The organism is Nesterenkonia aethiopica (genome assembly GCF_039534665.1).
GTDB lineage: Bacteria > Actinomycetota > Actinomycetes > Actinomycetales > Micrococcaceae > Nesterenkonia > Nesterenkonia aethiopica.
Genome location: NZ_BAAAVT010000001.1, coordinates 99145 through 122306, shown reverse-complemented (window position 1 = coordinate 122306; position 23162 = coordinate 99145). Strand labels below are relative to the sequence as shown.

12 protein-coding genes and 1 pseudogene are annotated in these 23162 nt (G+C 68.9%); 6 read left to right on the top strand and 7 right to left on the bottom strand.

The features are described from left to right. Positions 1-82 precede the first annotated feature (82 nt). Both ABD658_RS00525 and poxB read right to left on the bottom strand, forming a co-directional pair. On the bottom strand, positions 83-1111 hold the full coding sequence (locus tag ABD658_RS00525) for a GNAT family N-acetyltransferase (RefSeq protein ID WP_344683614.1): 1029 nt from the start codon (positions 1109-1111) through the stop codon (positions 83-85). Between the two features lie 80 nt (positions 1112-1191). After that, positions 1192-2907, bottom strand: coding sequence for a ubiquinone-dependent pyruvate dehydrogenase (gene poxB, locus ABD658_RS00520; protein WP_344683615.1), 1716 nt, complete (start codon positions 2905-2907; stop codon positions 1192-1194). A gap of 252 nt (positions 2908-3159) precedes the next feature. Here poxB and ABD658_RS00515 point away from each other — a divergent pair, with 252 nt between their 5' ends. From ABD658_RS00515 to ABD658_RS00500, 4 genes are all read left to right on the top strand, one after another. Beyond that, positions 3160-4053: a P-loop NTPase family protein gene (locus ABD658_RS00515; protein ID WP_344683616.1), complete on the top strand. Its 894-nt coding sequence runs from the start codon at positions 3160-3162 to the stop codon at positions 4051-4053. Next, a complete protein-coding gene (locus ABD658_RS00510) occupies positions 4050-6269 on the top strand; it encodes a YhgE/Pip family protein (RefSeq protein WP_344683618.1) in 2220 nt (739 codons plus the stop codon). The genes ABD658_RS00515 and ABD658_RS00510 overlap by 4 nt, the downstream gene beginning before the upstream one ends. Further along, positions 6266-6904: a TetR/AcrR family transcriptional regulator gene (locus ABD658_RS00505; protein WP_344683621.1), complete on the top strand. Its 639-nt coding sequence runs from the start codon at positions 6266-6268 to the stop codon at positions 6902-6904. Before ABD658_RS00510 ends, ABD658_RS00505 begins: the two co-directional genes overlap by 4 nt. A gap of 135 nt (positions 6905-7039) precedes the next feature. Further along, positions 7040-7972: a VOC family protein gene (locus ABD658_RS00500; RefSeq protein WP_344683623.1), complete on the top strand. Its 933-nt coding sequence runs from the start codon at positions 7040-7042 to the stop codon at positions 7970-7972. A 3-nt stretch (positions 7973-7975) separates the two neighbouring features. Here the strand turns inward: ABD658_RS00500 and ABD658_RS00495 are convergent, their stop codons facing one another. Further along, positions 7976-9997 (bottom strand): serine hydrolase, encoded by a 2022-nt coding sequence (locus tag ABD658_RS00495; protein WP_344683625.1) that lies wholly within the window; start codon positions 9995-9997, stop codon positions 7976-7978. 223 nt (positions 9998-10220) lie between these two features. Here ABD658_RS00495 and ABD658_RS00490 point away from each other — a divergent pair, with 223 nt between their 5' ends. Further along, positions 10221-10865, top strand: coding sequence for an Rv1352/Rv1906c domain-containing protein (locus ABD658_RS00490; protein WP_344683627.1), 645 nt, complete (start codon positions 10221-10223; stop codon positions 10863-10865). Between the two features lie 101 nt (positions 10866-10966). Here the strand turns inward: ABD658_RS00490 and ABD658_RS00485 are convergent. Then, positions 10967-12144 (bottom strand): IS3 family transposase gene (locus tag ABD658_RS00485; RefSeq protein ID WP_344683629.1). Its coding sequence is split into 2 segments (ribosomal slippage): positions 10967-11845 and positions 11848-12144, totalling 1176 coding nucleotides; the frame shifts between segments, so codons are not numbered across the junction. 119 nt (positions 12145-12263) lie between these two features. Here ABD658_RS00485 and ABD658_RS00480 point away from each other — a divergent pair. Beyond that, complete coding sequence (locus ABD658_RS00480; protein WP_344683631.1) at positions 12264-13121, top strand: DUF4062 domain-containing protein; 858 nt, start codon at positions 12264-12266, stop codon at positions 13119-13121. Positions 13122-13124: 3 nt separating this feature from the next. Here the strand turns inward: ABD658_RS00480 and ABD658_RS00475 are convergent. The 3 genes and pseudogenes from ABD658_RS00475 to ABD658_RS00465 all read right to left on the bottom strand — a co-directional run bounded on the left by ABD658_RS00475 (position 13125) and on the right by ABD658_RS00465 (position 23160). Then, positions 13125-14154 (bottom strand): annotated as a pseudogene (locus tag ABD658_RS00475) (IS481 family transposase). A 159-nt stretch (positions 14155-14313) separates the two neighbouring features. Continuing rightward, a complete protein-coding gene (locus ABD658_RS00470) occupies positions 14314-16650 on the bottom strand; it encodes a 3'-5' exonuclease (RefSeq protein WP_344683633.1) in 2337 nt (778 codons plus the stop codon). 3 nt (positions 16651-16653) lie between these two features. Continuing rightward, positions 16654-23160, bottom strand: a complete 6507-nt coding sequence (locus tag ABD658_RS00465; RefSeq protein WP_344683635.1) for a DEAD/DEAH box helicase — start codon at positions 23158-23160, stop codon at positions 16654-16656. Between the last annotated feature and the right edge of the window lie 2 nt (positions 23161-23162).

Genomic DNA, 23162 nt, shown 5'->3' with positions numbered 1-23162 from the left:
CGTCGGTATGTCAACCGCCATCGGGGCGGCTCCAGGCAGGCAGGGATCTGGCTCTCCGGGGGCGCGACTCACGGGCACATGCCTACCATGGCCGGGTCAGCGGCGCTGGCATTCCCGGGTGACCCTTGGGCGCGACCCACAGCTGCCCACCCACCGTGACCCGGCCGACCGCGTAGGCGTTGCGCAGGGAGGGCTGGTTCTCCGGGTGGATCGTGCCCCACAGCACCGTGCCCGGACCTGGCGTCGGAAGGACCTCACAGAGGCGTTGCAGCACCGCCGGGCCGTAGCCGCGGCCACGGTGCTGCTCGTCCAGGCAGATCTCTTGGACCATGTGCCCGGTGAGTCCGAAGTCATCGTCGCGGGGCGCGGAGACGACTCCGGCGGGCTCGCTGTTGGCGAAGATCTCGAACAGGGCGCCGTCTTCGGCCGCCTCGGCCAGTTCCTCTGCGCTGGCCGCGGTGGCCCACCGGCCGCTGTCGGGATGGGCCGCGTAGATCTCCTCGACCCTGGCCGCTGCCAAGGTCACGTCCATCTGCTCCAAAGAGATGCGCCGGTGCGAGGCTACCCGGGTGCGGTGGTTGATGTCCCGGACGAGCCCGGCCACCACATGGTGGTCCACTGAGACCGGACCCGAATCCGGCAGCTCGTCGATCCCGGTGCGCAGCCATTCGAGCTCCCCCACCGTCACCCGTGCCGTCAGCGGGCGGAAGGCGGCCAGATCCTCCACCGCGTCGGCGGCGATGGTCAGGACGTTCTGCGGGGTGGGGCTCAGAGTGGAGGCGATCACATCCACGAACGGGCAGGTGAGGTCTCGGCCACGGAACCTGATGCCGATCACGGACCAGCCGCCGTCGTCGTGGGTGATCCGCCGATCCGCCCAGAGCAGCGGATCCTCGACGTCGACGTGGACGTCCTCGGCGGAGGCGGACTCGTCTGCCTGCACGAGGTCGCGGACCTCCGCGCCGAACTCAGAGTTCTCCAGACGCTCGGCATCGGGCTCCAAGGCGGTGCGCAGCTGGTCGATCAGCACCTCCTCGGCGTACCAGTCTGTGAGCTGCGGGCCGGTCCAGGCGGCCCGGGCGGCGGCGAGGTCATCGAGCAGTTGTCCCATGTCACGACACTACCGAAGAGGCCGGACCCGCCCGAAGGACCGTCGCCCGCCGCCTGTCCGCCGCCTGCCTGCCGTCAGAGTCAGAACAGCTGCCTCCAGTTGGCCCGGCCGAGGTCCACCAGCTCGTCCCCGCGCCCGGAGAGCACCGTGCGGATGGCGTAGAGCGTGAAACCCTTGGCCTGCTCCGCGGTGATCGCCGGGGGCATGGACAGCTCCTGCCGCTCGGTGACCACGTCCAGCAGGGCGGGGCCGTCGTGGGCGAAGAACTCCTCCACCGCGGCGGGCAGCTGCTCCGAGGACTCCACCCGGATGCCGCGGATGCCCATGGCCTCGGCGACGTCGGCGAAGTTCGGGTTGGTCAGCCCGGTGCCGTAGTTCACGAAACCGGCGGCCTTCATCTCCACCTCCACGAAGTTCAGGGAGGAGTTGTTGAACACCACGGTCTTCACCGGCAGCTGAGCCTGGGTCAATGTGAGCAGCTCCCCCATCAGCATGGTGAGCCCACCGTCGCCGGCCAGCGCCACCACCTGACGGTCCGGGTCGACCGCAGAGGCCCCGATGCCCTGGCTCAGCGCGTTGGCCATGGAGCCGTGGCTGAACGAGCCGATCAGCCGGCGTCGTCCGTTCATGGTCAGGTAGCGGGAGGCCCACACCACCGGGGAGCCGACATCAGGCAGGAACACGGCATCGTCCGCGGCGGCCTGGTCCACCAGCCGAGCCAGGTACTGGGGATGGATGGTCCGTTTGGACGGCGTGGCCAGCGAGTCCAGATCCTTGCGGGTGCGCCGGTAGTGCTTGGTGGCGGAGTCCAGATGCTTGGAACCCCGGTGGGTGTCCAGGCGGGGCAGCAGCGCCTGCACGGTCTCCTTGACCCCGCCGACCAGGCCGACGTCGACCGGGGTGCGTCGGCCGATCTGCTCGCCGCGCACGTCCACCTGCACCACGGTGGCGTCCTGCGGGTAGAACTGCTGATACGGCAGGTCCGAGCCGAGCACCAGCAGGGTCTCGGCGGCCTCCATGGCGTGATATCCGGAGGAGAAGCCGAGCAGGCCGGTCATGCCGACGTCGTAGGGGTTGTCATACTCCACGTGCTCCTTGCCGCGCAGCGCGTGGACGATGGGGGCCTGCAGCCGCTCGGCGATCTGCAGCAGCTCCTCGTGGGCGCCGGAGGTGCCCGCGCCAGCGAGGATGGTGACCCGCTCGCAGCCGTTGAGCGCCTCGGCCGCGGCGGCGAGGTCGCCCTCGGCGGGGATGGTCCGGGAGCTGGCGGCGCGGATGGCCTGGGGTTCGGCTTTGATGTCCTGCAGGGCGACGTCGCCAGGGATCACCAGCACGGCCACGCCGCGCTTCTCCAGGGCCTCACGCATGGCGATGCGCAGCAGCCGCGGCATCTGCTCGGCGTGGGTGACGTGTTCGACGTAGACGCTGCACTCCCGGAACAGCTCCTGCGGGTGGGTCTCCTGGAAGTAGCCGGAGCCGATCTCCTCGCTGGGGATGTGGGCGGCGATGGCCAGCACCGGGGTGCGCGAGCGCTGGGCGTCGTAGAGCCCGTTGATCAGGTGCAGGTTGCCCGGGCCGCAGCTGCCGGCGCACACCGCCAGCTCCCCCGTGAGCTGCGACTCCGCGCTGGCTGCGAAGGCGGCGGCCTCCTCATGCCGGACCTGGACCCAGTCGATGGTTCCAGAGGCGCGCAGCGCGTCGGTGAAGCCGTTGAGCGAGTCTCCCGGGATCCCGTAGACCCTCTGGACCCCGCTGGCGTGCAGAGTGTCGACGATGTGGCGTGCGGCTGTCGGCATGGGAAGTTCCCCTTTCCGTGACGGATCGCGGCCTCGGCTCGCCGGATCCTCGGCGGGGGCCGCCTCGGGCCGAGTCTAGGACTGTGCACCGCTGATGGCTATGAACGCCGTCACGCGAGGGGCGGGCGTCTGACGTTCGCCCGGCGGCCACGCTGCCGTGGACCGGGGCCGCCCTCTCCGCGGGCCCTGGGGCGATGACCCGTTCCTCACATTTTTATACTGACCAGTCAGTTTAAGAGTATGCTGGGGTACATGCTGGAACTCCACGACGTCGCCTTCGACGGTCATCATGGCCGCCTGGTCGAGCCGACCTCCTTCTCCGTTCCCGACGGCGGGCTCGCCGTCCTGCAGGCGCCCACCGCCATGATGCGCACCGCCCTGGCACTGATCGCCTCGGGCCGCATGGCGCCGGATGCGGGCGAGGTCCGCATCGACGGGGTCGCCGAGCTGCGTCCGCTGCGGCTGCGCACGGCCCTGGTGGACGCGCCCACCATCACGGCCCCCGAGCACCACATGACGGTGAAGAACGTGGTCTCCGAGTTCCTCGCACTGCGCCCGCTGCGCAGCCGCGTGGGCAAGCAGGCCCGCCGCATCGGGGTCCGCGCCTGGCTGGCCGAGCACGACGCCGATGATCTCGCCGGGGCTCGGATCGACACGCTGGAGCCCCTGGAGCGCGTCGGGCTGCTGCTGGAACTGGCGTTCTCCGACCCGCAGGTGCGCTTCGCCGTCGTGGACTCCCCCGACCGTCACGAGGTGGACCGCGACCAGCTGCTGGACTTCCTGGAGGACCGGTGCAGCGTGGAGCACGAGCGTGCCGTGCTGGCGGTGCTCGAGGAAGCGCCGGCCCGGGAGGACATTCCCTGCGGGTTCGCCGGGCACCACGAGGGGCCGTTCATGCTCAGCGCGGAACACTCCGAGGACCCCGAGGCAGAAGCTGCGGGCGTCACAGATGCTGCAGGTGAGACTGCAGCCGCAGCCCAGACGACCGACGATGACGTCGAGGCGACTGCTGCGGAGGAGATCGCCCTGGACGACACAGCCCCGGACGAGACATCACCCGACGACACAGAACCCGACGACACAGAACCCGACGACACAGAACCCGACGACACCGACCTGGACGACCTGCTGGAGGACAAGCGATGACGTTCCTGCGCCTGGTGCGCTCCGAGTTCGCCCGGATGACCAGCAGCTTCACCCCGCTGATCACCATCTTCGGGCTGGCCCTGGTGCCGGTGCTCTATGCGGGCATCTACCTCTACGCCAACTGGGACCCCTACGACAACCTCGAAGGCGTGGATGCGGCCCTGGTGAATCTGGACGAGGGTGCGGACTTCGACGGCGAGCATCGCACGGTCGGTGACGACGTCGCCGAGGAGCTGATCGACGACGCCTCCTTCGGCTGGGAGGAGGTCGACTCGCGGGAGGCCGCGGAGGCCGGCGTCGCCTCGGGGAAGCACCAGTTCGCGCTGATCATTCCGGAGGACTTCTCGGAGGCGCTGGCCTCGCCGTCGAGCTTCGAATCTGCGGATCAGGCGATCCTGGACATCACGACCAATGAGGCGAACAACTATCTGCTGAGCAACATCGTCTCGGTGCTGGCCTCGGAGATCCATGAGTCGGTCTCCAGCGAGGTCGGACAGGAGACCGCTGATGCGATGCTGACCGGCTTCGGGCAGATCCACCGCCAGCTGGTGGACGCCGCCGACGGCGCCACCCAGCTCCACGACGGCGCCGGGGAGCTGCGCGACGGCATCAGCGAGCTGCATGACGGCTCGGTGGATCTGGCTGACGGCGCCGGGGACCTGGACGACGGCGTGGACGAACTCGCCCTGGGCCTGGGCGAGCTCTCCGAGGGCACCGAGCAGCTCTCCGACGGCGCCGGGCAGCTGTCCACGGGCGCCTCGGAGCTGTATTCCGGCATGTCCGAGTTGCAGGAGGGCGCGGACGCGGTGGACACTGCCGCCGGGCAGCTCTCCGACGGCGCCTCCGAACTGAACACCGGGATCAGCACGCTCCACGACGGCGCCGAACAGGTGGCCGACGGCAACGAGGCGCTGTCCGCGGCCTCCCACGAGGCCAGTGACATCATCTCCGAGTTCGAGGCCTCGGCCGAGGGGCGGGTGGATCAGGCGGTCCAGGATCTGCTGGACGCAGGCGTGATCGAACAGGAGCAGGTGGAGGAGGCGCACGAGGCGCTGGGCTCAGTGGCCGAGGATTCGGAGCTGCTGACCCGAGCCCAGGAGGCCCGCAGCGAGCTGGGTGAGGCGCAGGAGAATATCGACGCCCTGGCCACCGGCTCCCGGGAGGTCGCCGACGGGGCCTCGGAGCTGCTGACCGGCAGCTCGGCGCTGGCTGACGGCGCCGCCGAGCTGTCGGCCTCCACCCCGGACCTCTCTGCCGGCGTCGGGACCGCCCGGGATGGTGCCCTGCAGCTGAGCTCCGGGGCCTCGGACCTCTCCGACGGCGCTGATGAGGCTCACCAGGGTGTGGGCCAGCTGATCACCGGCACCGGTGAGCTCAATGAAGGCGCCACGGCGCTCTCCGACGGCGCGATCGCCCTGCGGGACGGCCTCGCGGAGGCCTCCGACGGCTCCGTGGAGCTGACCGACGGCGCCCAGGAGCTGGCCGAGGGGCTCGACGACGGGGCCGACGAGGTGCCGAACCCGGACGAGGACGAGCGCCAGGAGATCAGCGAGGTGATCGGCAATCCGTTGAAGGTCAACCAGACCGCGCAGGCGGAGGCCGGCAACTACGGGGCCGGGATGGCGCCGTTCTTCCTGGCGCTCTCGCTGTGGATCGGTGCGCTGGTGATGCTGCAGGTGCTGCGGCCCACCTCGCCGCGGGTGCTGGCCTCCAATGCGCCCTCGGCCTCGATCGCCCTGGGGTCCTGGATTCCATTCCTGCTGCTCTCGCTGACGCAGAGCCTGCTGCTCTACACCGCGGTGGTGCTGGGGCTGGGCCTGACCCCCGCGCATCCGTGGCTGGCCCTGGCGCTGCTGTTCGCCGCCTCCATGGCGTTCTCCGCCCTGGTCCAGGGCGTGGTGGCGCTGCTGGGGAATCCGGGCAAGATGCTGATGATCCTGCTGCTGGTGCTGCAGCTGGTGGCCTCCGGGGGCACGTTCCCGCCGCAGACTCTGCCGGAGCCGCTGCAGGCGCTGCACCCGGTGCTGCCGATGAGCTACGTGGTCGACGGGCTGCGGCATGTGATCTACGGTGCCGACCTGGCCACGCTGTCCACCTCGCTGGCTGCGCTGCTGGCCACCACCGGGGTGGGGCTGACGCTGCTGGTGCTGGCGATCCGGAAGAAGAAGATGTGGAGCCTGAAGCGGCTCCAGCCGGCCATTGAGGAGGCGGCATGAGCGCGAACACGATGGAGCACCCCACCGGGAGGGTGCGCCGCGGTTCGGCCCGGGTGCGTCTGTTGCAGGCGCTGATGTCCCTGGACGATCACCGCAGCGTGCAGGAGCATTCGGTGGACGAGTTGGCCGCGATCGCCGGTGTGGCCAAGGGCTCGGTGTACTACCAGTTCGGCTCCAAGGAGAACCTAGTGCGCCAGATGCTGGTGCACGGGGCCGAAGAGCTGCAACGCATCATGGATGAGCTCGACGACGGCGAGGGGTTGGTTGCCGTCCGGGCCAGCCTCACCGCGCAGATCCGTGCGGCCTTCGCGTTCCTCCGCGAGTACCCGTCCTTCACCGGACTGGTGGCCTATGCGTTGGCCCGACGCCGCGATGACGAGTCCCAGCAGCTGCGCGCCGAGAAGGAGGCCATCGTGGGTCTGCTGACCGACCGGCTGGCCCGCCTCGACGCGGCGAAGGTGGCCGAAGAGTTCGCGGAGGCGCCGTCGTCGTCGGCCCGGCTGGAGATCATGGCGACCTCCCTGCTCTCGGCGGCGGTGACGTTGAGCATCGAACAGCACACCACCCACCAGGAGTGGTCCGAAGAGGACTGCGTGCAGGCACTGGTGGCGATGTCCTCCGGCGGACTGGGGTGATGCGCACTCCGGCACTCCCCTGACGCGCCTCGGCACCGGCGGAAGAAACTGCCGCCTCCCCGTGTTCATACTTGTAGCAACAACTACCCGGTGGCCGGACTGTGGGCACCGCCGACGCCGCAAGGATGAGCTCTCATGCCGAACCTCTCCCCCGACTCCATCCCGACCGCCGATGGCCGCACCCTGAACCCCGCCACCGCCATGGATGCGGTCACCCTGCGCGTGGGTGACCTGGAGGCGATGTCTGCCTACTACGAGACTGCCCTGGTGATGGAGCCGCTGAAGGAGCGCACTCGGGGCCGGGAGGTCCACCGGGTGCTGGGCCGCGGTGCCACGCCGATGGTGCGGCTGATCCACACTCCGGATCTGCCCGGGGTGGATCCGCAGGAGGCGGGTCTGTTCCACACGGCGTTCCTGTTCGAGGACGAGGCCTCCCTGGCGGCGACCGTCCATCGGGCCGCACAGCACCCGCAGTCCCGGTATGTCGGCTCGGCCGATCACCTGGTCAGCGAGGCGTTCTACTTCACCGACCCGGAGGGCAACGGCATCGAGCTCTACCGGGACAGGCCCCGGGAGACCTGGGAGATCACCGGGACGCAGGTCCGCATGGACAACCTCCCCCTGGATCCTGCCGCGTACCTGCGGCGCCACCTGGATCAGGAGGTGCTCGACGCCGGCGCCGCCCGCGCCGGCAGGGTGGGGCATGTGCACCTGCAGGTGGGCGACGTCGCCCGGGCGCGTGAGTTCTATGTGGGCGCGGTGGGCTTCGATCCGACCGCCAGCTGGAACAGCGCCCTGTTCGCCTCGGCCGGCGGGTATCACCACCACGTGGCGATGAACACCTGGAACAGCCGTGGGGCCGGACCCCGGTCCTCCCGCCTAGGGTTGGGTGATCTGGCGATCACCGTGCCGGGCCGCGAGGACCTGCATGCCCTGGTGTCCCGGTATCGCGCGCAGGGGATCAGCTTCGCCGATGAGGGGCACCGGGTGGTCACCGAGGACCCGTGGGGCACCCAGGTCTCGGTGGCCGTGCCCGGGACCGAGACCGAGGAGCTGCTCAGCTGGTGACGATCAGCTGTCGCTGATGGACATCGGCGCCACGTTCCCTCGAAGCGTGGGCCGACTGAGTCCGCGCCGGTGGAGGGTCAGCCCGAGTTCGCCGAGGATCCGGGAGGCGTCCCTGCCCGTGCGAGCCGGCACGTGGGCGGCCATCCAGAGGACTCCCCCGTCGCTCGGCGCGACGCCGGGTCGGCGAGTGATGAGCACCGAGGTCCAGCCTTCACTGCCGTCGCCTCCGTGGTCAGCATCCCGGGACTCCAGTCCGGAGACCGTCCACTGCGGCACCTTCTTCGGGCCGTAGCCGGGAAGGGCCCAAGCGAGTCCGGAGGGTTCGAACACCTGGGACATCCAGCCCAGGACGCGACGTGCGGCTGCTGGGTTCAGTCCGAGCTTTCCTCGGTCCGGTACCTCGACTTCCAGGAGTCCGCCGTAGGCGACCAGCATCATCAGCAGCTGGCGTAGCTCGTGGGCTGAGGTCTCCCCGGTCAGCAGGTCGCCGCGGGCGGTCTCCGGGCCCTCGAGCCCGGTGATCTGGGTATGGAACGAGGGTTCGTCACGGAGCCTGAACCTGTCGAAGAATGCCCGGGTCTCCGCCGCGAGGTCCACTCCCCTGGTCTCCAGGGCGTCCCGGACGGCCAAGGACGTGGCCGCGTCGGACGTGCCGATGATGAGTCCGAGAGCGTCATGCAGACCCAGCGTCAGGTCGGCGGCACCCTCGCCTGCGTGTCCCCTCGAGCCTGGCGGCAGCCGCAGGGGCCCGACGACGGCGGCGCGCCGGTGCGCGGCGGTGATCCTCACCGGCATCTCCAGCAGGCCGGGGTCGGCGGCCTCCATCTCAGCGAGGGTGACGGCGGCCAGCAGCTTCCCCACCCCAGCCAGAGGGTGGAATTCGCGGTGACCGAGGACGTCACGGCCTACGGTGCCGCCGTCATGCCCGCCTCCCGTGACGCCACCGATGGCGGCCAGGACTCCGGGGTGGGCCGCGGCGGCCTCCAACTGTGCGTCGGTTCCCGGAACGTCCTCTGGGACGCGAAGCAGGATGGGGACGCGGGCGGGGTGCGTGCCCCGCGCGTCCGACGGGGCGCGCTTCCCCTCCCCGCGGCCGAGTCCGTCATGCCAGTCTTCGATCGCCCGCCCGATCCGCCCGAAGAGCTCGTAGGCGGCGATTCGGCCGGGTGGGCCGTCGGGAAGCTGGGTGGGGATGGTCTCGGCGAAGACGGCCACGGCGGCGACCGGGGCGCCGTCGTCGGCGGTGGCGAGCCCGATCTGGGACAGGCTGCGCAGGCCGCGCCCGTTCTTCTCGGCGAAGCGCACGCGGGTGGTCTGCGCACCGAGCAGCGGGGTGTAGAGCCCGTACATGAGTTCGACGGCGAAGCGGCACAGCTGCGGGGTCAGGTGCAGAGCCTCGGCGGCCTCGGCGTTCTGGGTGCCGCGGCCGAGCTCGGCGAGCAGGTGGGCTTGGTCGGCGGCGGTGGTGACGGTCATCTGCTCGATGCTGTGGTGCCAGGTCAGCTCGCCGCTGCGAGGGAAGATCTCCCGGTGCAGGGTGTTCCGCAGACCCACCCAGGCGCAGTAGTCGTTGACCTGCTGCAGTGCGGCGGCGGCGCGGTCGTCCTGGTGGAGGCCGGCAGGCCGGGCGGGGCCGGCCTGTGTTGCCCCGCCGATGGCGTCGAAGACCAGCTGGGTGCAGATGTTGTCCGAGGTGATCATCATCTGCCGCAGGTGGTCTTCTAGGGTGAGCTCGACTCCGGCGGCGAGGTCCTTCATGGTGCCGGCCTGAACGCCGTCTGTGAGCTCCTCGGTGATGGGCAGCCGCGTCTCCAGGCTCAGCCGGCTCTGGCGGACCAGGGCGAGGCAGGCCAGCAGGACGCTGACCTTACGGGTACTGAAGGAGGGCACCTGGGTGTGGGCGCCGTCGCCGATGGTGGTGGGTTCCTCGGAGGTCAGGTCGCGGATCTGCCAGTGGACCGCGAAGGGCTGGGCAGAGGTGAGCTCGCGGATCCGTTCGTCCAGGACGCTCAACGCCTCAGGCATGTCTCTCCTTCGATTCCCAGGTGACAGAGACTCACCCTCAACGCTACACGCGTGTAATTCTCATTCTGAATCAACTCGCTATTCCGATATGTCAGAGGGCTCTCGTAGGTTGTACTCACGCGATGAACCCGGGCTCTCGAGCGTGTTTCCATCACCCGCTTCCCCATCGACGGCAACGGGTCTTCGCGCATGATGCACCGCACCGTTCTGTGAGGAGAAGACCATGTTCACCGCCATCAGCACCCCGTTCAGCACCCCTGCGCAGTCCATGACGACGGCGCCCCGCCGCCTTGCCGTTGGCTCGATCCCTCTGCTGGCGGCGTCCTTCGCCCTGACCGCCTGCACCGAGATGGAGCCGGAGGTCGTCACTGAGACGGTGACCGAGACCGTCACCGAGGAGGTCGAAGTCGAGGTCGAGGTGGAGCCGGAGGACCTGGAGGAGCAGCGCGAGGCTGCGGACGAGCGGGATGAGGAACTCGACACCCGCGAAGCGGAACTCGAGGAGTGGGCCGACGATCTGGAGGAGCTGGAAGAGGCCCTCGCGGCCCGTGAGGCAGACATCGAGTCAACCCAGGAGGAGGACGACGACTCCGAGCCGGAGTCGGAGGAGCCGGATGAATCAGAGGCCTCCGGGCCGACGATCCCTGGGGACGGCGTCTACATGGTCGGAAGTGACGTCGAGCCCGGGACCTACACGACACAGCCGGGATCCTGGGGCTGCTACTGGGCTCGCCTCAGCGGAACCAGCGGCGAGTTCCAGGACATCATCACCAACGGCTTCGTCGACGACGGTCAGGCCCTGGTCACGATCGCCGAGACCGACGTAGCGTTCGAGACCTCTGGATGCGGGGTGTGGGAGAGGCAGTGATCGTATTCGACTGACACAAGGCCGGCAGAAGGACTAAGACGGCAAGTCACGCTGATTCGGTTAAAGGTGGGTCTGCTGAAGGGGTAGGGGATAGCGGTTAGTCAGGCCAGGAGGGCCATGGACGGTCTCATCGTGGCTTCGAACTCGACCGGGGTCAACTTACCCAGCCGTGCCTGCCGCCGACGCCGGTGATATGTGCGCTCGATCCAGGTGAGGATCGCGATGCGCAGCTCCTCCCGCGTCGCCCAGGAACGGCGATCGAGAACGTTCTTCTGGAGAAGCGAGAAGAACGACTCCATCGCAACGTTGTCCCCGGCAGCGCCAACTCTACCCATCGAGCCGACCATGCTAAGACAGGCCAGGGCTCGCGCTGCTTTCCGGGAACGGAATCGGCTGCCTCGGTCACTGTGGACCACGCAGCCAGCGACATCGCCACGCAATACCGCGGCGTTGTCGATCGCACTCACGACCAGACGCGACTTCATCCGAGCGTCTATCGAGTACCCGACGATCCGGCCCGAGAAAGCGTCCTTGATCGCGCAGAGGAAGAGCTTGCCCTCACCAGTGGTGTGCTCGGTGATATCGGTCCGCCAGAGCCGGTTCGGAGCATCTGCGGCGAACTCACGCTGGACAAGATCATCGTGCACCGGCGGGCCGACCTTCTTGCCCTTTCTACGCGTCTTCTTTCCGAACGACGACCACCAGCCGTTTTCGGAAGCGATCTTCCAGGCCGTGCGTTCAGACATGTCCGTCCCTGCATCACGGGCCTCGTCGAGAGGGAACCGGTATCCGAACTTGGAATCGTCACGGTGAGCGTCGAACAGCGCGTTCGCGCGATACGCCTGGGCCAGTTCCGCGGTGGTGACAGGGCTGGCCAGCCAGCGGTAATTCGGAGCTCGGGAGAGCTTCAGTACCCGGCACGTCACCGTCACGGGGACCCCGTCATCGGCGAGCTCTCTTACGAGCGGGTAGAGCCTTTTGACGGCAGGTGCGCCTGAGAGAGATACGCCGCCGCGCGGCGTAGGACTTCGTTCTCCTGTTCGAGCAGACGGATCCGTCGGTTCGCTTCACCCAGCTGATCGGCCTGGGCCGATGAGAGCACCGCGGTGGATGTGGCGTTCTCGTCGCGTTCCATGCGGGCGCGTTGAAGCCACTTCTGGAGCGTCATGGGGTGCACGCCGAAGTCCTTGGCGATCTGCTCGATCGTCACGCCGGGTTCACGGTTCTCCGCGACGCGCACGGCGTCGTCGCGGAACTCCTTCGGATAGGGAGAGGCCATAGGGTCATCCTTCCAAGCGCACCCACTTGGCACGCCATGCTCAGATCTCTCCTATCCGTTCAGCAGTCCCGAGCATGAAGCCACCAGACCGTGTCAGTGGCGCCGCATAGGATGCCGATATGGCATACACAGCGAATGTTCTACGGGTAATGATCGCTTCACCCTCTGACATCACAGAGGCCAGAGACGCCGTCGAAGCAGCCATCCACGGCTGGAACGACGCCAACGCCGAAGGGAAGAAAACGATCCTCCAACCGTGGCGCTACGAAACCTCCTCTGTCCCAACGCTGGGTGACCACCCCCAGGCGCTGATCAATTCTCAAGGCGTAGACCGGTCAGACATTGTGTTCGCCCTCTTCGGCAGTCGGCTGGGATCACCTACCCCTGAAGCTATCTCCGGGACAGTAGAGGAAATCCAGCGATCCAGAGGTCAGAACAAGCCAGTCCATATCTACTTCTCCGCTGCACCGCACCCCAACGATGTCGACCCCGAACAGCTCGCCGGCCTCCGAGAGTTCAAAGAAGAGATCAGCCAGTTGGGCATCTTTGGGGAGTTCAACAATCCCAGCCAGATCACGCATGAAGTCTGGCGGGCCATCGAGTACGACATTCAGCAGCTCTCACTCGCTGTTCCAGTTATCGAGTCATCGCCGAACGGGGTCCGCTTCCGCGCTCAGCCTCAGCAGGAGCGTGAGCTGCGGGACTACGACAAGAAGGGCAAACCCCGTTATAAGACGCGTCGTTGGATCGATGTCACGAATATCGGAGATCTCGACGCCGAGCAGGTGACCTTCGAGTCAGTTGGTGACCAGCCACGTATGCACGTCATGACTGGCGAATCTCCCACTACGATCCATGCAGGACAAACCCGACGAGTTCCCACAGATTACTCACTGGGCGGCAGCGGCGAGGACATCCTTCGCATCCGTTGGGTCGAAGACGACGAGGCGAAAGAGAAGGACTTCCACGTCGGATAGTTCCTAGATGTAGGAGGGCATGACGTTGGTGACGCGCCCCGGGACGAGGCTGGCAGGAGCTTGACCGTCTGCAGCTCAGTGGGGGGCAGTGATGATTGTAGTGCTGAACCCAGACCTTCATCGCTTCTCCTCGGGCCGACTCGGAGTCGTAGGTCCTCCCCTAGAGGCATTCCTCGGCCAGAATCCGCTGATATCGCTCGACCTTGCCGTGATGCCGCGGGGTGTAGGGCCTGATCCGCTGATGGATCCCACCGAGGTTGTTCACCGCCTGCGTGAAGTCACCGGCGGCGAAGTTCACCCCGTTATCGGTGACCACCCGGCCCAGCCGAGTGATGCCTTCGGCGGCGAAGAACGCTCTGGCCTTGTTCAAGAACTCCACCGCGGTGGCGGCCTTCTCCTCCGGCATCACCTCGGTGTAGGCGAGGCGGGTGTATCCATCCAGTGCCGAGTACAGGTACGTGTAGCCGCCGATCTTCTGTCCCTGACTCTTCGCAGCGCTCTTCGACCGGCTGGCGGCGCGAGCGGCGTCGGAGTCTCGGCCGTGGGCGAACCAGCCGCCGCCCTCGGGGATCCGGCCGGCCTTCTTCACATCCAGGTGCACCATCGCCCCAGGGGCGGTCGCGGTGATCGTGCCGGGCTGCCGATTGGACTCGCCGCCCGGATTCAGGTGGCGACGCCTGTTGATCCCCAGGTGCTTGAACCAGCGGCCCACGGTGCGTGGGTGGATGCCGAAACCGTGCTCTCTCTCAAGCTCGACGGCGATGCGGGAGGCCGCCCACTTATGCTCCCGGCGCCAGGTCTCGATCAGCTCCACCACCCAGTCCGGGGTGGTATCCGGCGATGCCTGCGGCCGCGACGAGCGATCGTGGAGGCCGTCCTCGCCGTGGTGCTGGTAGCGCTTGTGCCATTTCGACAGACAGGCTCTCGAGACTCCGGCTTCAGCAGCGACGTGGGACAGCGGTCGTCCGTTCTGGATCCGGCCGATGAGGCGGAGTCGTCCTTCCGGGGTCAGTGGCGCGTTATCGTGGGACATCGAGGAGCAGGCTCGCTTCCGCTGATGACGGTTCTTTCGCGATTACCCATCATGCCGCGGAGAGGGCCTGCTCCTCTTCTTCGCTCATCCCGTCGGTGCTGTAAACAACGTCAAGCCCCGCAACATCTAGGCGTTGCCTCCGGCAAGCCTCGGTCCGGCTCACATCTCCGGCAGCAGGGAGCTCGGCTGACCGGACCAGGTGACCAGCAGCTCGTCCCGGGCGCGGGAGGCCGCCACGTAGAGCACAGAGCGTTCCCTCATGAGCACGTCCTGATGCTCGGCCTCGGGCATCCGGTTCAGCGTCCAGCGGGCGGGCATGTCCTGCTCCCCCACCCCCATGACGGCCACGCATTCGAACTCCATGCCCTTGGCGCCGTGCATGGTCATCGCCGGGATCTCCTCGGGGCGCAGCTGGGCGGCCCGGCGGGCGTCGACCAGCCGCACCGGCCCCTGGCGGTCTGAGAGCTCCATGGCGCTGAACCGTTCGATGACATCGGTGAGCGCCTTCTCGCTGCGGACCAGGATCCCGATGCCGGAGGAACGGTGCCCGGCCTCCAGCCATCCGCGGATCCGTGCCGCGACGGCGGCGACCTCCTCGCCGACGTCGGCGGCTGCGATGGTCACCGGCGCCGGACCAGACCGGACGGAGCGGTAGTCGTCCGAGCGCTCCATCTCCTCCTCCATGTCCACGTAGGTGTCCCCGGAGAGCAGGGAGACGGCATAGGCGAGGTTCTCCGCGGTGGTGCGGTAGTTCAGCCGCAGCCTGCGGGAACGGCCGCGCACGTGGATCCCATAGCGGGAGAGGGTGATCTTCTGCCCGTAGATGCGCTGGTGGGAGTCTTCGGCGATGAACAGGTCGTCCGGTCCTTCGGCCGCCAGAGCCCGGAACAGCATCCAGTGGCCGGGGTGGAAGTCCTGGCCTTCGTCCACGAGCACGTGGTCCACCGGCAGGGGCTCGCCACGCTCCGCTCGGTCACGGAGGATCTGCGCGGCGATGACGGCCAGCTCCGGGAAGGTGGCCGCATCGTCGAGCTGATTGGTCTGCCGGAACTGGGCAAAGACCTTCCAGACCTGCTGGCGGGCGGCTCGGTTCAGGGCTGTGCCGCGTCCGGCTCGGGAGACGCGCACATAGTCGCGTTCGCTGGTGATGCGGTGGGCCAGGACCACCGTGGTGTACTCCTGGTCCAGGAAGGCCGGGGCAGTCAGCTCCTCGGGCAGGTCCGGCCGGACCCGCTCGACGGCAGCGTCGAAGAGTTCGGCGGTCTTGCCGACGCGGCGGCTGAGCCGGTTCCTACCCGCCCCCAGCACCCGCTCGACGGCGGCGTCGACCTCCTCCGGGGAGGCGTGGCGGACGATCTGTGCCGAGACTTGGTCCATGCCCAGGGTCGCGACGCCGGGCTCCCCCAGTCCGACCAGGGAGATCTCCGGATCCAGCCGCCGCAGGTTCTCCGCGAGTGAGGCGGTCAGCGTCTTGGTGAAGGTGGTCAGCAGGATGCGGGCCTGCGGGTTCTTCCGGTGCAGGTGCCGAGCCCGGTGCAGCAGGACAACGGTCTTGCCGGTGCCCGCCCCTCCGGAGAGGCGGTAGGCCCCGTTGGTCGACTTCTCGGCGTAGACGCGCTGCTCGGGGTGCAGGAAGACCCGCCACCGGTCGATGTCCATGGACTCCAGGGCGGTGCGCAGCTCCTCGTCGGAATCCCCGACGTAGGCGAAGCCGGCGCTGCCGCGGCGGATCGCGTCGACGACCTGCTGGTCGGTGCTGAATTCGGCGCCCTCCTCCACCGGGCTGAGGTGCAGGTCCTCCCGGACGTGGTCCAGAGTCTCGCCGTTGGCCAGGCCGAGGAGCACCAGGCCCTGGCTCTCCGGGGCGTCGTCGATGACCGCGCTCAGCTCGGCCTGGCTGGTGGCGGCCAGGGCGCGGGCGGCCAGGTCCGGGTTGATGCCGCCCTGCTCGTGCAGCGCGTCTGCCGTCCACCCGGTGCTCAGCGCGTTGGTCCACGGCACCGTCGCGGTGGTGGCCCCGGCGGCCGCGGCCCCCTCCAACGCGGGCTCCATCGACGCGGACTCCCCTGACGTCGGTTCCTCCGGCGGGGTCTCCGGTGGAGCCTCCGGGCCGGACGGGAGATCGGTCTGCTGAGGCGCCACGTCCTCCTGGGGCGTCTGCGGGGCGCCTCGGTCCTCGAACTCCGGCGTCCCGAGGGCGGGGTTGAGCCGCAGCACGGTGGAGCGGGCGATCCTGATGGCCTCGTCGTGGTGCCAGGTGCCGTAGTAGACGTAGTGGGCGTCCTCGCCGGGCACCTCCATCTTGTACAGCACAGCGCGCCATTCCTGGGTGACCCGTCCGGTGCGGACGCGGCGGTCCTGCGGCTCCTTCATCGGCTCGATGTGCAGCCCCGGTGCGGTGTCGTCCACCTGGAGCTTCTGCAGGAAGTCGTAGATCCGTTTCTTGATGGAGCCGTCCACCTTGTTCTTGGTGGAGGCCATGGAGACGAAGGGCACGGGTCAGTCCTCTCTTCCGCGGCTGATGCTCAGCGCCTTCAGGACGCCGGGGACGTCGTCTGTGGGCAGGGCGGTCCACCCGGACTTCTGCAGCGCGTGGGCCTCATCCACCTCATAGGTGACGACAACGCGCTCCCGACTCCAGACGAGCTGGGTCGGTACGCCGTCGATCTCCAGGCCGAAGTCCGGGGCGGAGAGGCCGTCGACCTGCGCGAGCTCGGTCAGATAGCTCCGCTCGTCGGCGTAGGCCTCGGTGAGGATGGCGGCCCACGCCGAGGGCAGCACCGGCTCCTCAGCACGGACCGGCTCAGGCTCATCCGCGGGCTGGGCACTGACCGGCACGTCCAGGCGTTCCCCGAGGATCTCGGCGACGCTGGACGTGGTGGCCGTGATGACCTGGTCGGTGCTCTCCCGGAAGGCGGTGAGGTTGCTCCAGAACAGCCAGCGCCGCCAGGACTGCGCGTAGCTGGGGCTGTGCAGGGCATCGGCGTCGTCCTGCAGGAGCAGCACGGTGCGGAGGGCCCCGGGCGTCCTGCTGGTGGGGTCGCCGGCGGTGATCATCTGCAGATGGTCGTCCTGACGGTCCCACCAGGCCGGGCCCTGGCCTGCCGTCCCCGCGCTGCGGAGATGCTCGGCGAGGGTGTCGGTGACTGCGGCCGGCAGGCCTGCTCGCAGGCTGATTCCGGGGTGGCCGTCACGGTGCAGCGTGGTCATGGCCAGCGCCGGGGCGATGTCTGCGGCCTTCTCCCAGGCGTCCAGGTCCGGGTGCAGCATCCAGGTCCACAGCAGCTCCATGGACCCTGCGGCGAGCGCCTTGGTGATGGTGGCGTCCAGACTGTGGTGCTGCATGAACATGCCCAGGGCTCGGTCGCTGATCCAGTCCCCGGCGCCGGCGTCGTCGGGGGTGCTGTCAGCTCCCCGGTGGAACCGTTCCACGTCCTCGGCCGTCACGGCCCAGGGGATATGGCGGCGGGTGCCGACGTCGCGGATGCGGTGGCGTTTGGTCGCGTCGTCTCCGACCCGGTTGTGGGCCGGGTCCGCATGGTAGGCCCGCCCGTCGGTGAACACCGCGAGCGTGGGCAGGTTCGGGTCGTCGGCGGAGAGCAGGAAGTCCGGCCGGCTGCCGGCGACGTCGACCTGCGGTTCGAGCTTCCAGCGACGCCGGTGGTCCGGCATCACGATGTCCAACACCTCACCGGTGGGACCGGGCCGGGGCTCTACTCGGGCGTTGATCGCCTTCAGGCGTGCTTTGAGCGCGGTGCGGAAGGCGACCTCCAGGTGCGACTCACCTGCACTGTCGGCTTCGATCTCCTCCTGGATCTCCCAGGTGTCCACGGAGGGCTCCGCCGGGCCCTGGCCATCGTCAGCAGGGCCGTCTGTCAGGCCGAGCATGCCGGCGAGCAGCCGTTCGGCGGTGACGGTGGAGACGCGGTCCTCCTGGCCGTAGTCGGCGAAGGGCAGCAGGCACTGGTGGCAGGCCCGACGCTGCTCGTCCCGGCAGGGGCAGCCGCGCACGGTCTGCCAGGCCGCGGTGAGCGCGCCGTGGACCTTCTCCGGGTCCAGGAAGACGGACAGGTACCCGGTTCCTCCGGGGACTGTGTCATGCAGCAGCAGGGCTTCGCGTCCCTCTCCCGCGGTGGGGTCGGGCACGCTGAGCACCCCGAGGGAGCCCGGGGTGCCTCCCAGGTGCTGCTGGAGCCCCATGAGCAGGGCGGCCTTCAGCGTGGGGACGGCGAACTCGTCGGCAGCCGTGGCCTCGAGCGGCAGGGTCAGGCAGACCCCTTGGGTGGTGAGCGTCCGGGCGAGGATCACCTGGCGGGTGTGCTCCTGCTGGCTGGTGCGGTGGCGGCACCAGAACCGGTGGTCCTGAGCGTGATTCTCCCGGGCGTGGCGGTCCTGCTGGCCGCAGTAGGTGCACAGCGGGAACTGCGGGGCGGCGACCTCATGACCGGCGATGCGCAGCTGGGTGCCGCCCCTGCCCTGTTTCCCGAGGTTGTACCAGGTCAGGTCCACCGAACGGAGGTGTCGCACGCCCAGCCCGGTGTTCTTCACATACCAGGACTGGGAACCGGCAGGGTCGATGTCCGCGGCGGCGATGACGCTGAAGGTGGTGCGCTGCCGCTCATCGCGGCTGTCGGAGATCATCGCCTCGTCCCGGCGGATCTCCGCGCTGACCTTGCTGAGCTTCACCACGGAGTGGATCTGTCCGATGTCGGCGATGCCGGCGTCGCGGCAGCGCGGGCAGGAGGCCACGGCACCCTGGTGCTTCACCGGGTTCTCGGAGATGCGTTCCACGGCCTTGTGCCAGCCGCAGGAGGGGCAGATCTGCCAGTCCTGGATCTCGCGGGCGTCGGGGCCCAGCTCGACGGCGTCGATCGAGATCTCCATGCCCTGCGCGTAGAAGCTGGTCCCCGGCGCCAGCTCCTGCAGCGCCACCCCGGCGGCTCGGCTGAAGGATTCGCTGGCGGCGACGAACTGCTGGGTCTCCTCGTCCCGCCAGGAGATGCCGACCTCCAGGGTGACAGCGTCGCCGATGAGCGTGTAGTTGGGGAACACTCCGTAGTGCTCGAGGGCGGAGAGCCAGTATTCGCTGCGCTCCTCCCGGGCCTGGCTGTAGAGACGCTTCAGCTGGGAGCGGGCCGATTTGAGGTTCCGCAGGGCCTCCTGGACCTTGGGGTGGTCCTGGTCCGGGTAGTCCTTGGACCGGCGATCGTGCTCGGCGTCCAGCTCGGTGACGGCACGCTCGACGTCCGCGATGCGACGCTGGAGGTCCTCCTGGTCCTGGGTCCACCGCTGGTGGGCGGCGTGCAGCACGCTCGGCAGCTCCTCGGCGGCCCAGCGGCGCAGCCTCTCCCGGGTGGACTCGTCAAGGTGCCCGCCGAACTGGGTGATGAACTCCTCGATCAGCTCCGCACCGCGTTCCTCATTCAGTGTCAGGATCTGCCCCAGGTAGGAGTCCGGCGCGGTGGAGGCCAGGGCCTGTTTCACCGACCCGGGGTGGGCGGCCTGCGGGTCCCGGGCCAGGTGGTCCGAGAGGAAGGCGACGTACTGGCGGGTGAGGATCTCGTCGGCCTGCAGGTAGGTGGACGGCGCCCGGACCTCGCCGTTGATCACCGAGAGCGGGTCGTAGAGCTTGGGCAGGTGCTCCCCCCGGCCGCGGGCGAAGGCGAGGATCAGCGAGTTGCCGGTGAGGCGTCCGGCCCGGCCCACACGCTGCACGTAGCTGGCCACGGACCGGGGCATGGAGGCCAGCACCACGCAGGAGAGGTCCCCGATGTCGATGCCCATCTCCAGGGTGGGGGTCGCCACGAGCACGTTGGGGGCATCCGGGTGCTCCTCCGAGCTGCGGAAGGCGTCCTCGTACTCCACGCGCGTCTCGTCGTCGAGCAGGGAGGTGTGCTCCCGGGCGACGATCCGCCGGGAGGAGGGGTTCTCATACATGCTCCGGTAGAAGTCGTCTCCGGGGCTGGGTGAGGGGTGGATGGTGCCGGTGCAGGTGCTCTGCAGGCAGGGTGCGCCGGTGAGCTGGTCGACGACGTCGGCGGTGCCGAAGCTCTGGGATTCGCAGACCTCGCAGCGCAGGTTGAGCCGTCCGGCGGTCAGATCCTCGTCTGTGGGGGTGGCCAGCAGGATCCGGTCCGGGTGCAGCGAGTAGGCCCGCGCCCCGGGTTCGGTGGTGTGGATCTGCAGGACCCCGGTGCGGGCCAGCTCCTCGAACAGTTCGCGGACGAGTCGGCCGGCGTCCTCCCTGCTGACACCGAGGGTCCGGTGGGTCCAGGTGGTGTACCAGCTGGAGGGGGCGGTCACCGCGTCCAGACCGCGCTCTGAGTTGCTGGGGCCGATCACCGGGAAGGCCGGCGCGGGGCGGGTGTCGGGGAAGGCGGGCATGCCTTCATGCCGACGCCGACCTCCCCACACGTGGTACCGGGCGCCGTCGTGCCGGATGTAGGGCTCCAGCCAGGGGTGGTCGATGCCGCCCTGGAGCCTCATGCGAACCAGCACCCCGCGCACCCAGTTCAGGTAACGCTGCTCGGTGGGCAGTCCGATGTCCGGCAGCACGTGCAGCTTGGCGTCCCAGGCGCGCTGGGCGGCGGTGAGCAGCGAGGCCCGGGTGCCGGCGTCCACCTCGGCGACGACGGTGCCGGTGAGCTCGAGGGTCCGGCCGAGACGCGCCTGGAGTCCGAGCTCCAGGGAGGCGTCGAACAGCAGGCGCCGTTTCACGCGGGTCTCGGCCTGCTGGCGCTGCCGGGGTGTGGCCCGAGGCTCCCAGAACTCACGGAAGCCTGCGCGGTCGGCCAGGTCTGGGGGCAACAGCCGGTAGCGCCGTGCGGTCTCCTCCGGTCCGGGTGGGATCATCATGGTCCGGTCCACCAGCTGGCTGAGCGTCATGACCTGTCCGCGGGCTTCGCCGAACGCGTTCCGCAGGGCGGAGCGGAGGGTGAACGTGTGGGCTCGGGCCTGGATGAAGCCGGCCCGGTGGGCGGCGTCCTGCACGGAGTCGGTGAAGATGAGGGCCTTCTTCTCCCGGGTGTCCAGGTCCGGGGCGCCGAACAGGTTGGTGACGGCCACGGAGGTCAGGGTGGCGATCGCGCTGCCGACGAAGCGGATGGCGCCCGGGGTGAGGCAGACCGGGCAGGTGTCGTCTCGGGAGAGGTCGCCGGCCTCGTGGGAGACGTGGAGCTTGACCGGGATGATGTAGCCGCGCTGGAAGTCCTCATCGTCGACATCCGGGGGCTCGGACTGCAGCGTGTGGTGGACGGTGTGGAGGTACCGCAGCCCGGTGGGGCGGGTCTCCGCGGCGGTGAGGCCCTGCCGTTCGGCGTCATCGGCCTCCCGGACGGCGTTCATCAGGGCCCGGAAGCTGGAGTCCCGGTGCAGTGAGGCCTGGCGGATCTCATCGCTGGTGGTGATGAGGTGCCCGTCCTCAGGGGCGGCCTTGGCGCCCCAGCCGCTCTTGCCGCAGTGGCGGCAGAAGATGGCGGGTAGGTGCAGCTTCTGGGGGTCCTCCTCGTCCGCGGTGGCGGCTTCGGCATCGGTGGTGCCGTCGTCGCTCCAGCGGAAGGAGTAGGTGACGTCGACGGCGGCGTCGATGCGGCTCAGTTCGCGCACCCACAGGTGGGTCTCCACGGTGAGCGCCTCGCGGCCGCAGACAGCACGCCCATGGGAGTACAGGGCGATGAGGTGGCTGAGGAACTCCGCGACGTCCTCTGAGGTGACGGTGCCGGGCAGGCGCGGGAAGAGCTCGGCGGCGAGGCCCCGCAGCGACGACGCCTGCCGCGTGTGCGCGACGAGGGCCCCGGTGAGGGGATGGTGGCGGAGCGCGGCGAGCAGCTCCTGCGGCTCGGTGCCGGGGTGCTGGTGGAACAGCGCGTCCAGGGCGGCATCGAGCACGCCTTGGTGGGAGGGGTTCTGCCGCACGGCCTGGGTGGTGGCGGCGATGACATGGGGCAGCTCCTCGACGGCGCGGGGCTCCACCGGCGGGACGGGGCTGCGGCCGCTCCAGGTCTCGAGGCTCATCCGGGTCTCGGTGATGAGGGCGTCCGGAGTGAGGGGTTCGCCGAAGATCGTCTCGGCGAACTCGAGCATGGTGTCTGCTCCCCCGGCGCCGCCGAGGGTCGCCGAGGTGGCGACCGGGGTGAGGTGCCCCAGGGGCCGGGCCCGGTCCTCCTCCGTGGGGCCGTGGGTGAGGGTCTCCAGGCGCTGAGGCCAGTGGGACTTCATAGTGTGGCCGAGGCGCCGCAGCAGCATGGCGACGTCGGTGCCCTGGGCGCCGTCATAGGTGTGGAACTCGTCCAGCACCAGGTACTGGAGGCTGGTGGCCGAGTCCCGCCAGAGGGCGGAGTCCTCGTGCCGGAGCAGCAGCATGTCCAGCATCTTGTAGTTGGTGAGCAGGATGTCCGGCGGGTTCTTCCGGATTTCGTGGCGGTCGTTGATGAGGCCGTCCGCGGTGACCCTGCTGCGGGTGCTGGTGGCCTGGCCGGTGTAGAGGGCGGCGCGGACTCCCTTGAGCTCCGGGTGCTGCATGATGAGGTCGGCCAGGCGGCCGGCCTGGTCATTGGCCAGGGCGTTCATCGGGTAGAGGATGAGTGCTTTGACCCCGGTGATGCCGGCCTGCTGGGCGCGCAGCACGTGGTCCAGGATCGGGTAGAGGAAGGACTCGGTCTTGCCGGAGCCGGTGCCGGTGGTGACCAGGGTGGGCTCCGGGCGACGGAACATGCGGGTGCCGTCCCCCTTGGAGGTGAGCCGGTGGAAGGCGCGAGCCTGGTGGCCGTAGGGCGGGAAGTCGGCTCCGTAGAAGTCCAGGGAATCCTCCCACCCGTCCTGGGCGGCGTCGAAGGGCAGCCGCAGGCGGACATAGGGGCCTTTGAACATGCCCGCTTCCGGGTCCCGCAGGAAGGTGCGGACGGATTCCCGGGCGGAGGTGTCGGAGAGCGCGAATGTGGTGGTCAGGTACCGTTCGAGGCGTTCGATCAGGTCCCCGGCCTGCCAGGTGGGCAGCAGCTCGGCCATGG